Genomic DNA, 12,560 nt, shown 5'->3' on the forward strand with positions numbered 1-12,560 from the left:
GTTGACGGTGCGGCGTGGGGGCAGGCCGCACGCACCGGCGAAAACTCGATAATCGCCCGATGCCCCGCACCAGCCAACACCTGCACCCCCACCGCGAACCCGTAGCCACCCGCCCCGCCGCCACCGTGCTGCTGCTGCGCGATGCGCCCGATGACGGTGGGCTCGAAGTTTTGATGACGCGGCGTTCGGACAAGGCCAGCTTTGCGCCAGGCGCCTATGTATTCCCCGGCGGCGGCATCGACGCGCTGGACGCTGCGCCCGTCACCCACGCCGTGGCCCACCGCCGCCCGGCGCAGAGCGACCTGCACCTGACGCAGGCCATCGCCGCCATCCGCGAGAGCTTTGAAGAACTGGGCGTGCTGCTGGCCCGCCATGCCGACGGCCCCCGCAAGGGCCTGATGGCAGACGCCGACGACATCGCCGCCATCGACCGCCACCAGCCCTTTGCCGCGCAGTGCGCTGCACGGGGCCTGCGCCTGGCGGCCGATGCGGTGTACCTGCTGGCCCACTGGACGGCCGACCGCGACCTGGCGCGCCGCTTCGAAGTGCCCTTCCTCGTCGCCCGCATGCCCGAGGGCCAGGAGCCCGTGGCCGACGAGTCCGAGCAGTTCGAGCCCGTGTGGGTGCGCCCTGCCCACGCTCTGGCGCGGCACGAGGCGGGTCAGTTCTTCATGATCTTCCCCACCATCCGCACGCTGCAGCGGCTGGCCAAGTTTGCCGACACCCAGGCGGTGCTGGACGCCGTGGCGCACGAGCAGCCCCTGTGGGTGAGCTGCCCGCGCGCGGGCACGCTGGCAGGCAAGGAAGCGCGCTACATGGAAGACGAGTCGCCCTTCGGCGAGTTAGCGCTGGTATGCCCCGACGGGCAGATCGTGCACGCGCTGGACTGGCAGACCGAGCGCCCGGTGCCGCTGCTGCGCAACGTGATGCGCCTGACAGCCCCCAACCCTGGCGTGATGACCGGCCCCGGCACCAACAGCTACCTCGTGGGCGACCCCAGCACGGGCTTCATCGCCATCGACCCCGGCCCGGCCGATGCCGACCACCTGGACAAGCTCTGGCGCGCAGCGGGGGGAGACATCCGCATGATTGTGTGCACGCACTCACATGCCGACCACTCCCCGGGCGCCGCGCCGCTGCAGGCTCTGTGTGTGCAGGCAGGCAAACCCAAGCCCCCTATCCTGGGCTTGCCATCGGCCAACACGGCACGCGCCGCCAGCCAGTTCACACCCGACCGATCGCTACAAAATAATGAGCTACTAGCGCTTACAGGAAAAGCACCAGAGGGTGAAATGACCCATACCCTGCAGGTGATCTACACGCCCGGCCACGCGGCCAACCACCTGTGCCTGCTGCTGGTGGAAGACGCTCTGCTGTTCAGCGGCGACCACATCCTGAACGGCAGCACCACGGTGGTCGACCCGCCCGACGGCAACATGGCCGACTACCTGGATTCGCTGGACCGGCTTCATGCTGTGTGCGCCGAACACGGCGTGGAGTTCATCCTGCCTGCGCACGGCTATGTTCTGGGTGATGCACGCGGTGCGATTGCCCGCCTCAAGGCCCACCGTCTGGCCCGCGAGGCCAAGGTGCTGGCCGCCATGCAGGCATTGCCGCAGGGCAGCATGGACGACTGGGTACAGCACGCATATGACGACGTGCCCCCGCGCATGTGGCCGGTGGCCCAGCGCTCGCTGTTGGCGCATGTGGAGCGCATCCGGGCACAACAGCCTGGGAATAATTGATGCCCCCTGAGGCGCTGCGCGCCTTCCCCCTCAGGGGGACGCCACCAGTGGCCCGGCAAAGCCGGTTCCACGGTGGCACTGGCATGCGGTAGCGCCCGTTTTGAAGGCACCGCCGACAATCACGCATTTGCCCCTTCGATTCCCACACGGCAAATGCCTTCCTTCCTCACCCTATGACCGAAAAAAACCCCGACCCCACCCACATCCGCCTGGCCAAACGTGTGGCCGAACAATTGAACTGCTCGCGCAGCACGGCTGAGCAATTCGTCGAAGGCGGGTTTGTGAGCGTGGACGGCCAGGTGGTGGAAGCCGCAGGGGCCCGTGTGCGCCCCGACCAGGTCGTGACGGTAGCGAAGGACGCGAGTCTGCTGGAGCTGACGCCGGTCACCCTGCTGCTGCACAAGCCTGCCGGTTTCGAAGCCGGGCTGGGTCAGCCGGCCCAAGGGGGTGCGGCCCACGCCAGCCGCAGCCAGGGCGCCACCCCGGCCACTTCGCTGCTGGAGATTGCCTCCCATCTGGCAGAAGACGCCTCGGGCATCCGCGTGTTGCAACGCCACTTCAAGCAGCTCGAATGCTTCACGCCGCTGCCCACCGAGGCCAGTGGCCTGGTGGTTTACACCCAAGACAAACGCATCGCGCGCAAGCTGGCCGAAGACATCGAGTCGCTGGAACAGGAGTGCATCGTCGAGGTGAAGGGCGACATCGCCAACCATGGCTTGCAGCGCCTGTGCCACGGCCTGACGTTCAACGGCCGCCCATTGCCCCCCATCAAGGTGAGCTGGCAAAGCGAGACAAAACTGCGTTTTGCACTCAAGGGCATCCGCCCGGGGCAGATTCCGGCCATGTGCGACGCCGTGGGCCTGAGCGTGGTGGCGATCAAGCGCATCCGCATCGGGCGGGTACCGCTGGCCAAGGTGCCGGAGGGGCAATGGCGGTATTTGCAGCCGTGGGAGAAGTTCTGACTCCCTCTGAGTCGCCTTCGGCGCCATCCCCCCGAGGGGGACGCACCCGGTGGCCTGGCGGAGCCAGTTCCACGGGTGCGCTGGCGGTGCCGCGCCCACTGCTGGCAGCGGGATCAGAAGAAGCTACGCCGGAAATATAGCTATTGAAAACATAGCTATTAGCGCTTATTGGTAAAGCGCTAGAGGCCAATTTGGCTCAAAACATTCCTCCGTGATCCGCTGCTACACTGCGCGACAAACAAGGAGGGAGTTCATGAGCCAAGTTCCATCAGACCGAGACAGCGCGGCGGGGCCGATGTCCACATTCATGCCGCAAAACATCGACGCCTATCCGCTCGAATTCACGGGCAGCGGGGGCGAATACTTTCGGGTGTGGATCGTCAACGTGTTGCTCAGCATCATCACGCTGGGCATCTACACCCCCTGGGCCCGCCGCCGTACGGCGCAGTATTTCTACAGCCACACGATGGTGGCTGGCAGCCCCCTCGAATTCACGGCCCAGCAGCGCAAGATGGTGATGGGCTTTGTACTGCTGATGCTGATCACCCTGGCCTACAACATCGCCGCCAACACCGGGCAGGACACCGCCGTCGGCGTCTTTCTGCTGGCGGGCGCCGTGCTGGCACCGTTCATCTGGGGCAGCGCCATGCGTTTTCGCCTTGGGGCCACCCGCTGGCGCGGTCTGCGGCTGCAGTTCACGGCCAGTTGGAAAGAGGTCTACATCGCCAGCTGGCCTGTGTTTGCGCTGGCGCTGGTGTGGTTTTGTGTGTTTTATGGCTTGCAGATGCTGTCGCCTGAACTGGCTGGCGCGATGGAAAGCGCCGGTCTTGAAGACGGTGACAACGAAGCACCGCGCCTCAAATTCACCTGGGCCATGGGCACTCTGATCGTGCTGGGCCTGATGCTCACCGTGCTGTGTTTCATCCGCCTCGAATACAACTTCAAGAGCCTGCTCGTACTGAAGGCCCAGGTGGGTGCCGAACGCGGCCGCTGGAAGCCGGTGTACATGGACTTTGTGAAGATCTGGCTGGCAACCTTGGCGGTGTTTATCGTGACGGTAGCGATCCTCTGGACCTTGGTGTATGTGGTGGCGCGCAGCTCTATCGCGTTGGGCCTGGCATCTGTCGGCAAAGGGCTGGGGCTCTGGATGTTCTTGATCATCATGGCGGCCATCGTGGTGGGCATTTTTCTGATGATTCTGGCGTCAGCACCCGCCCGCGCGTACCGCGAGGGCCGCATGTTCCGGCTCATGTGGGACAACATCGGTGTAAGCCACGTGGCGCGTTTCAAGTGCCACCTGCCCACCGGCGGCTTTGTGTGGCTGCGCATCAAGAACATGGTCCTCACGCTGGTCACGCTGGGGCTTTACCGGCCCTTTGCGCGGGTCAGCGAGTACCGCATGAAGCTGGAATCGGTCACCCTGCACGTCAAAGGCGGCGTGGAGCAAGTGGCGGGGGCCATGGTGCGCCAGCAACAGGGTGGGCTGGGTGATGCGCTGGCTGATGCGGCGGGACTTGACCTCATCGGGTGAGCATGACCGCACCGCAGAACGCTGCCCTCGTCCCCGGGCGATGGTTTGATGGCCTGAGCAGCAAGGCACAGCCCGTGATGGTGAGCCTGCAGCCCACGCCGCGGGGCCCGTCGCTGGTGCTGCACGCACTCACGCAACCGGGGGCTGCCCCGGCCACCTTCGCGTACAAGGACGTGGGCTGGCCCGAGGCCTGGAACGAGCGCCGCCCGCAAGTGCGCGTGGTCGTAGACCTGCGCGACCATGGCAGCCTGGAGATCGACGCGGTGGCCGAATGGCGCGCAGCTCTGGCGGCTGCAGGCGACCGCCCCGGCATCGCCCAACGCATGCAGACCCGCTGGCCTGTATTGCTGGGCGTGGCCGTGGCGGCCGTCGTCGGCCTGACCCTGTTCTACCGTTACGGCACACCGTGGGCCGCGACGCAGATCACTCGGTTTGTGCCCCTGGCCTGGGAGACCAGCGTGGCCGAGAACGTCTTGAAGCAGATGGACGATGGCACGCTCAAACCCAGCAAGCTCCCACCAGAGCGCCAAGCCCAGTTGAAGGCCCGCTTCGACGCCCTGGTGCAACAAACCCCCAGCACAATGCACCGCTACCCCAGCTACAAGCCACCGCTCACGCTCGAGTTCCGCTCAGGCATGGGCGCCAACGCCTTTGCGTTGCCCGGCGGCAAGGTGGTGATGACCGACGGCATCGTCAAAGCCGCCGCCGAAAAAGGGTTGCCCGATGACGCACTGGTGGGCGTTCTGGCCCACGAGATCGGCCACGTGGTGTACCGCCACACCACCCGCATGGTGGTGGAGCAAGGCGTGCTCAACATGGGCCTGGGGCTGGCTCTGGGTGATGTGTCGGGCATCGTGTCCACCGGTGCATCGGTGCTGACCGGACTGGCCTACAGCCGCAGCCACGAACGTGAGGCCGACTGCTACGCCATCGCCCTCATGGGCCAGGCAGCCCTGCCGACAGCGCCCATGGGCAAGCTGCTGCTGGCCATTGCGAAGGACGCAGCGGACGACGAAGAAGACGAAAAAGGGGCCCGCAAGAAAGAAGACAAAGCAGGCCAGAACAGTGCCGCCACCACAGCGGGCGAACCCGCCGCCAGCAGCCCCGAACCCTCGCGCGGGCGAAAGACGAAGGAAGAGGAAGCGCCGCACCCGGCCTGGTCACTGTTGAGCAGCCACCCCGATACGGTAGCGCGGGCTGGCGAACTGGAACGCGGGCATGCGCCCCACTGCCCCAAAAACTGAGTGCGCCCAACGCGTCAAGATTGAATAAGTGTGAAGCGCGCCGATAAGCCGGATTCTGTGCACCACGGTTGCCCGCAGTGTGACCGCCATTAATCTGGGCCGGGTGTCGCCACCACGGCTCGGTGCTACCTACCCGCCAGCTCTGCGGAACCACATCAACGCTGGCCTACTTGGTATTGCTGCGCGTAGAGATTGCCCGTTTCACCCAAGTCGCGTTCCGCGCCTTGGGCGGCTATGGGGCTTCAGGCTTGCGCCTGAGCGTCTGGCTTACGCCAGCCGGTGCCAGCTTGCGCTGGCCCCCCATAGAACACCCTTGGTGGCTGAAAACGACCTGACTCGTCTCTGTTGCTCTGATCCTCACCTCACGGTGGGCAGCCGTTAGCTGCTACGCTGTCCTGTGCAGTCCGGACGTTCCTCCAGTGCCTGGTTTCCCAGATTGCACCAGCGGCGGTCTGGCGTGCTTCACGGGGTGGATTATCGCTGCTTCGGCATATCCGGCATATCCATATGGCGCCTCAGAAGAACAATCGGGTCAGAATGCGCACCACACCCCTTTTGTCTTTGCACCTCACAGGAGACGCCATGAAAGTTGACAACATTCTGCAAACCATCGGCAACACGCCCCACGTGCGCATCAACCGCCTGTTTGGCGCGGGCGCCAACGTGTGGGTGAAGTCCGAGCGCAGCAACCCCGGCGGCTCCATCAAGGACCGCATTGCGCTGGCCATGGTGGAAGACGCCGAAAAATCCGGCGCCCTCCAGCCCGGCGGCACCATCATCGAGCCCACCAGTGGCAACACCGGTGTGGGCTTGGCCGTGGTGGCGGCCGTCAAGGGCTACAAGCTCATCCTGGTGATGCCCGACAGCATGAGCATCGAGCGCCGCCGCCTGATGCTGGCCTATGGTGCGCAGTTCGACCTGACACCGCGCGAAAAAGGCATGAAGGGCGCGATTGCCCGCGCGCAGGAGCTGCAGGCGCAGACGCCGGGGTCGTGGATTCCGCAGCAGTTCGAGAACCCCGCCAACATCGACGTGCACGTGCGCACCACGGCGCAGGAGATCCTGGCCGACTTCCCCGACGGGCTGGATGCGCTCATCACCGGCGTGGGCACGGGCGGGCACCTCACCGGCACGGCACGCGTGCTGAAAGCCAAGTTCCCCCACCTCCAGGTGTTTGCGGTGGAGCCCACGGCGTCGCCCGTGATCTCGGGCGGCGCGCCCTCGCCCCACCCCATCCAGGGCATTGGCGCGGGCTTTGTCCCCAAGAACCTGGACACCAGCCTGCTCGACGGCGTGATTCAGGTCGATGCCGAGCCGGCCCGCGAATACGCACGCCGCTGCGCGCGCGAAGAAGGGATTCTGGTGGGCATTTCTTCGGGTGCCACGCTGGCCGCCATTGCGCAAAAGCTGCCGGAGCTGCCCGCGGGCGCCAAGGTGCTGGGCTTCAACTACGACACGGGCGAGCGGTATCTGTCGGTGGAAGGTTTCCTGCCGGTGTAAACACTGCCGCATGAGTGCTGTAGCTGAAACGGGGCCGATCGGCCCCGTTTTTACGCCGGCCGCACACAAAACCACGGCCAGCCGTCCTACAGCGGTCACGTGGCCCGGCTCAAACAATGGAGGCATCCCCCGGCCCGTCCCTGGCGACGGTTTCGCCAGGGAGCCACTCCACAGATTGTCTGACTGCCCATGGCCAACACCGCCACCACTGCCGTTACAACTCCACAGCCCATAGCGTTCAAGGTCCTTACCGTCAACGTGCACAAGGGCTTCACCACCTTCAACCGGCGTTTCATGCTGCATGAGCTGCGTGACGCGGTGCGCGATGTGGCGGCAGACCTGGTGTTCCTGCAAGAGGTACTGGGTACACACCACCGCCACGCCAGCCGCTTTGCCAATTTTCCGCAAGTTCCGCACTACGAATTTCTGGCCGACACCATCTGGTCGCAGTACGCCTATGGCCGCAATGCGGTGTATGACAACGGCGACCACGGCAATGCGCTGTTGTCCAAGTTCCCCATCACGCACTACGAAAACCACGACATTTCGGTGAGTGGGCCGGAGCGGCGCGGCATGTTGCACTGTGTGCTGCAGCCACCGGGGCACCACCTGCCCGTGCACGCAGTGTGTGTGCACCTGGGCCTGCAGGAGTCGCACCGGCAACAGCAGCTGCGGCGCGTGTGCGATCTGGTCAACAGCTTTCCGGCTCACGAGCCCGTGGTGCTGGCGGGCGACTTCAATGACTGGCGCAACCGGGCCCACGAAGTGCTGCAACGCGAGGCCGACCTGCAGGAGGTGTTCGTGCATGCCTTCGGCCGCGCGGTGCGCACCTTCCCGGCCTCCATGCCGCTGCTGGCATTGGACCGGATCTATGTGCGCAATGCGGGCGTGCATGCGCCCCTCGCATTGCCCAGAAAACCCTGGGACAAGCTGTCCGACCATGCCCCTCTTGCTGCGGAGATCCTGCTATGAGACGCCCTTTCAGACTGCCCCGCTCCTCCCGCTGGGTTCCCGGCAACCATTTCGAGCTGCTGGAAAACGGTGAGGAATTCTTCCCCCGCGTCTTTGGCGCCATCGCCCAGGCCCGGCGCGAGGTGATGCTGGAGACTTTCATCCTCTTTGAAGACAAGATCGGCAAGGAGCTGCACACCGCCCTGCTCGCTGCTGCACAGCGCGGGGTGGAAGTGCATGTGCTGGTGGACGGCTTTGGCTCGCCCGATCTTTCGGACGACTATGTGGGCAGTCTGGTGGAAGCCGGGGTGCAGTTCCGCATCTTCGACCCCGGCCGCCGGTTTCTGGGGCAACGGCTGAACCTGCTGCGCCGCATGCACCGCAAGATCGTGGTGGTGGATGGCGAGCTGGGCTTCATCGGGGGCATCAACTACTCCGCCGACCACGTTCTGGACTTTGGCCCCGAGGCCAAGCAGGACTACGCAGTGCAGGTGCGCGGCCCCATCGTGGCGCAGATGCACCACTTCACCCGCGAAGCCGTGCTTGACCGCGCACACCACAAACGCCACCGCGCAGCCGGCGTGACCGGGCGGCCCCACGCGGGCACGGCGCACGCCATGTTCGTCACGCGCGACAACCAGCAGCACACCAGCGACATCGAGCGCCACTACCGCGTGGCGCTGCGGGCCGCACGCCAGCGCGTGGTGATTGCCAACGCCTACTTTTTCCCGGGGTACCGTTTCATCCGCGAGATGCGGCGCGCGGCCCGGCGCGGGGTGGATGTGCGCATCATCCTGCAGGGCCAGCCCGACATGCCGATCGTGAAAACCGCAGCGAGCCTGCTGTACGACCACCTGCAGCGCGCTGGCGTGCGCATCTACGAATACTGCGACCGCCCGCTGCACGGCAAGGTGGCGCTGGTGGATGATGAATGGTCCACCGTGGGGTCGAGCAACCTGGACCCGCTGAGCCTGTCGCTGAACCTGGAAGCCAACGTGATCATCCAGGACCGCAGCTTCAACGCCCAGCTGTACCGCCGCCTCGCGCACCTGATGGACAACAGCTGCAAGCAGATTGAAGCCGTGCCACCGAGCCGCTGGGACGGTTTGCGCCTGGTGCGCAGCTATGCAGTGTTCCACCTGATTCGCTGGTTCCCCGCCTGGGCGGGCTGGTTGCCCAGGCACGAGCCCACCATCGCGCTGGCCAACCCCGGCGCCGCCGGTGCGGCACCCGGCGAGCCTGCCAGCAGCCCCGCCACCTGACGGCAACGGCACGAACCCAGCACACGCCATGGCCACGCCCAGCCTGATCGCAGACTCCGACACCGGCGGCCGCCCCCGCAGCGGAGGCAAGGCCCGGCACAGCGGCAGCGCGCGCGGCTGGCGCAACTGGCCTGAGCAGGCCTGGTGGCCCTGGGCCACCCGCGCGGTGGCCGCAAGCTTTTTTGCCGTGGTGGCGTGGCTGATCTTTCAGCAGGCGCGCACCGTGGACTGGCCTGCCGTGCTGCAGGCGCTGCGTGATTTGCCCGCGAGTGCGCTGGCGGTGGCGGGCGGACTCGCTCTGCTGAGTCACTTCACCTATGGCACGTTTGATTGGGTTGGCCGCCATTGCAGCGGCCACCGGCTCTCGCGGCCCGCCACGCTTGCCATCGCCATGACGAGCTATCCGTTCACGCTCAACCTGGGCTCGCTGATTGGCGGCGTGGGTGTGCGCTACCGGCTGTACGCCCGGCGCGGCGTGGACCCCGGCACGATTGGCCAGGTGGTGGGCACGAGCATCGTGACCAACTGGCTGGGCTACCTGCTGCTGGCGGGGGTGCTGGCGTGGCTGTGGCAGCCGCCCCCCGTGGCGGGATGGTCGGTGACTGCCTGGCAATGGCGCCTGGGTGGCACCGTGCTGGCGTGCCTGCCGGTGGCCTATGTGGCCCTGTGCGCCGTGCGCAGTGGCCGCGCGCTCACGCTGCGCGGCCGTGAGTTCCCGCTGCCGCGCTGGCCCGTGGCACTGTGGCAGGTGGCTGTATCGGCCACCAACTGGATGCTGATGGGTGCCGCGCTGTGGACGGTGCTGCAAGGCCAGGTCAGCTACCCCGCCGCCCTGGCCACCGTGTTGCTGGGCGCGGTGGCCGGGCTGGTGCTGCGCGTGCCTGCGGGCCTGGGCGTGCTGGAGGCGGTGGGGGTGGCGCTGCTGGCCGCCGGATCGCTGGGGCAGGAAGAAGTGCTGGCCGCGCTGCTGGCCTACCGGGCGCTGTACTACTTCGGGCCGCTGGTGCTGGCAGCCGTGGCGTTTGGCGCGGCTGAGCTGCGCTGGCGCCAGCATTCGGCCACCCACGACAAGGCGCCTTCAGCTGAGAGAATATGAGTCAAAAGTGCTTCTAACGCTTATACAGCAAGCGCAGATAGCTATAAAAACAGGAGCTTTTTAGTTCCTTTTTTTTACGCCTGCACCGGCCCGTACGCCGCCATGAACGCGGCCACCGCGCGATGCACCGTGTCGTTGATGTCCTGGGCCGATATTGGCTCCAGGGTCTGGAACAAAAAACGGTCCAGCCATTCGGCCTCCAGCAGGCCCCGCAGGTGCAGCGCCGCAATGCGGGCATCGGCCTGGCGCAGCTGGCCTTTGTCCATGGCGTGCTGCAGGAACACCGCCATCGCCGCTTCGTTGCGCGCGGGCCCCAGTTCGTAGCATTTTTTGCCCAGGTCAGACCGCCCGGCCTCGGCCACGACGAGGCGGCGCACCGCCTGCACCTGCGGTGAATAGAGCAGCGTGAGCAGGCCCCGGCCGAACTTTTGCAGCGCCTCGGACATGCACTCCACGGTCGCGTCCAGGGCTTGCAGGCTGGCCTGGAACTCCGCCTCGGTGGCCTCGAACACCACTGCCGAGAACAGCTCTTCCTTCGACGCAAAGTAGTTGTACAGCGTGGCCTTCGAATACCCCAGGCGCTCGCAGATGGCGGCCATGGTGGTGCGCTCGAACCCCGTTTCCTGAAAAACCTCGGCGGCGGCGTCCAGGATGGCCTGGCGCCTTGTCTCGGTTTTTGCGCGCATGTCAATTCCTTTATTTTTGAACCAATGAGTTCAGTTTAGCTTGAATTCGCCCAAAACCAAAGCTAAACTAAACCGATCAGTTCATTTAAATGGAATCCCGATGCACCACCGCAGCACGCCGCCCTCGCCCGCCTTGCACAGGCTGCGCATGCCCTTGTCCGCCCTGGGCGCAGTCCTGTTTCTGGCCGGTTGCGCCCAGTTGCCGGACCTGGGCGCCACGCCCCAGCCCAAGCCGGCGCAGGCCTTCCAGTCCAGCGCATCCTTGACCGCGCCCAGCGCCCAGTGGCCCGCCGAGCAGTGGTGGACGGCCTATGGCGACGCCCAGCTCAACGCCCTGATCGGCGAAGCGCTGGACGATGCGCCCGACCTGGCCGCCGCCGCCGCGCGCCTGCAGCGCGCCGATGCCGTGATGCAGATCACCGGCGCCGCCAGCAAGCCACAGGTCAGCGCCAATGCCTCCGTGACGGGCGACAAGCTCAGCTATAACCACCTGATCCCACGCTCCCCCGCCACCGAGGGCCTGAACGACTACGGCCGCGCCACGCTGGATGTGCGCTGGGAGCTGGACTTCTGGGGCAAGAACCGCGCCGCGCTGGCGGCGGCCACGTCCGACGTGGAAGCCAGCCGTGCCGAACTGGCGCAGGCGCGCCTGTGGCTGGCCGCCGGCGTGGCGGCCCACTATGCGGAACTGAGCCGCCTGCACGCCAACCGCGACACCGCCGCCCGCGCGCTGGAGATTCGCCAGAAAACCGCCAGCCTGTTCACCCAGCGCTTTGACAACGGGCTGGAAACGCGCGGCGGCCTGCGCAATGCCGACGCCCGCCGCGCCGTGGCCGAAGGCGAGCTGCTGGCGCTGGACGAGCAGATCGCGCTGCAACGCAACCGCCTGGCGGCCTTGCTGGGCGCCGGGCCGGACCGCGCACTGTCGATTGCCGCGCCCACTTTGAAGCTCGACCGCGCCTTCGGCCTGCCCGCGGAAATATCGGCCGACCTGCTGGGCCGCCGCCCGGATGTGGTGGCCGCGCGCCTGCGCACCGAGGCGCTGGGCAGTCGCATCGAGCAGAAAAAGGCCGAGTTCTATCCCAACGTGAACCTGTCGGCTCTGATCGGCGTGCAGTCGCTCGGGCTGGACATGCTGGCCAAGGGCGGCTCGGGCATTGCCAGCTTTGGCCCGGCAATTTCGCTGCCGATCTTCAGCGGTGGCCGCCTGCAGGGCGAGCTGCGCGGTGCGCACGCCAGCTATGCCGAGGCCGTGGCCCAGTACAACGCCACGGTGGCCCGCGCGCTGCAGGACGTGGCCGACAACGCCATCCGCCAGAAGGCCCTGGGCCAGCGCCTGGGCAAAGCACAAGAAGCCGTGGACGCCGCCACCGAGGCGCACCGCGTAGCCAGCAACCGCTATGAAGGCGGGCTGGCGACTTACCTCGAAGTGCTGGCGGCCGAAGACAGCCTGCTGGGCGCCCTGAGCGCCCAGACCAACCTGCGCTCGGCGTCGTTCACGCTCGACATCGGCCTGCAGCGGGCACTGGGTGGCGGCTACCAGACAGCCCCCGCCAGCACCCTGGCCAGCGCCCGCAAGTAAG

At 66.4% G+C, this 12,560-nt stretch carries 10 protein-coding genes and 1 other RNA gene; 9 read left to right on the plus strand and 2 right to left on the minus strand.

The features are described from left to right. Nucleotides 1–59: 59 nt before the first annotated feature. The 4 genes from KYG_RS04965 (at nt 60) to KYG_RS04980 (ending at nt 5,482) form a co-directional block, all read left to right on the plus strand. The gene (locus tag KYG_RS04965; protein WP_008903748.1) at nt 60–1,745 is read left to right on the plus strand and encodes an MBL fold metallo-hydrolase; all 1,686 of its coding nucleotides are present in this window, start codon (nt 60–62) and stop codon (nt 1,743–1,745) included. A 173-nt stretch (nt 1,746–1,918) separates the two neighbouring features. After that, on the plus strand, nt 1,919–2,707 hold the full coding sequence (locus KYG_RS04970) for an rRNA pseudouridine synthase (protein WP_008903749.1): 789 nt from the start codon (nt 1,919–1,921) through the stop codon (nt 2,705–2,707). A 253-nt stretch (nt 2,708–2,960) separates the two neighbouring features. Beyond that, nucleotides 2,961–4,238: a YjgN family protein gene (locus tag KYG_RS04975; protein ID WP_034693224.1), complete on the plus strand. Its 1,278-nt coding sequence runs from the start codon at nt 2,961–2,963 to the stop codon at nt 4,236–4,238. 2 nt (nt 4,239–4,240) lie between these two features. Then, nucleotides 4,241–5,482 carry a M48 family metallopeptidase gene (locus tag KYG_RS04980; RefSeq protein ID WP_034693226.1) on the plus strand — a complete coding sequence of 414 codons (1,242 nt, stop codon included), beginning with the start codon at nt 4,241–4,243 and terminating at the stop codon, nt 5,480–5,482. 28 nt (nt 5,483–5,510) lie between these two features. Here KYG_RS04980 and rnpB read toward each other — a convergent pair. Continuing rightward, an RNA gene (rnpB, locus tag KYG_RS23210) (RNase P RNA component class A) lies at nt 5,511–5,946 on the minus strand. A 118-nt stretch (nt 5,947–6,064) separates the two neighbouring features. On the opposite strand from rnpB, the gene cysK reads away from it, so the two are divergent. The 4 genes from cysK to KYG_RS05000 all read left to right on the plus strand — a co-directional run bounded on the left by cysK (nt 6,065) and on the right by KYG_RS05000 (nt 10,291). After that, nucleotides 6,065–6,982 (plus strand): cysteine synthase A, encoded by a 918-nt coding sequence (gene cysK / locus KYG_RS04985; protein ID WP_008903752.1) that lies wholly within the window; start codon nt 6,065–6,067, stop codon nt 6,980–6,982. 189 nt (nt 6,983–7,171) lie between these two features. Then, nucleotides 7,172–7,954, plus strand: coding sequence for an endonuclease/exonuclease/phosphatase family protein (locus tag KYG_RS04990; protein WP_008903753.1), 783 nt, complete (start codon nt 7,172–7,174; stop codon nt 7,952–7,954). Continuing rightward, on the plus strand, nt 7,951–9,195 hold the full coding sequence (gene clsB, locus KYG_RS04995) for a cardiolipin synthase ClsB (protein WP_008903754.1): 1,245 nt from the start codon (nt 7,951–7,953) through the stop codon (nt 9,193–9,195). The genes KYG_RS04990 and clsB overlap by 4 nt, the downstream gene beginning before the upstream one ends. Nucleotides 9,196–9,223: 28 nt before the next feature. Next, complete coding sequence (locus tag KYG_RS05000; RefSeq protein ID WP_008903755.1) at nt 9,224–10,291, plus strand: lysylphosphatidylglycerol synthase domain-containing protein; 1,068 nt, start codon at nt 9,224–9,226, stop codon at nt 10,289–10,291. Between the two features lie 74 nt (nt 10,292–10,365). Here KYG_RS05000 and KYG_RS05005 read toward each other — a convergent pair whose 3' ends face one another. Continuing rightward, complete coding sequence (locus KYG_RS05005; RefSeq protein ID WP_008903756.1) at nt 10,366–10,977, minus strand: TetR/AcrR family transcriptional regulator; 612 nt, start codon at nt 10,975–10,977, stop codon at nt 10,366–10,368. 100 nt (nt 10,978–11,077) lie between these two features. On the opposite strand from KYG_RS05005, the gene KYG_RS05010 reads away from it, so the two are divergent. Beyond that, nucleotides 11,078–12,559, plus strand: coding sequence for an efflux transporter outer membrane subunit (locus KYG_RS05010; RefSeq protein WP_008903757.1), 1,482 nt, complete (start codon nt 11,078–11,080; stop codon nt 12,557–12,559). Nucleotide 12,560 lies beyond the last annotated feature (1 nt).

This window comes from Acidovorax sp. NO-1 (genome assembly GCF_000238595.1).
GTDB lineage: Bacteria > Pseudomonadota > Gammaproteobacteria > Burkholderiales > Burkholderiaceae_C > Acidovorax.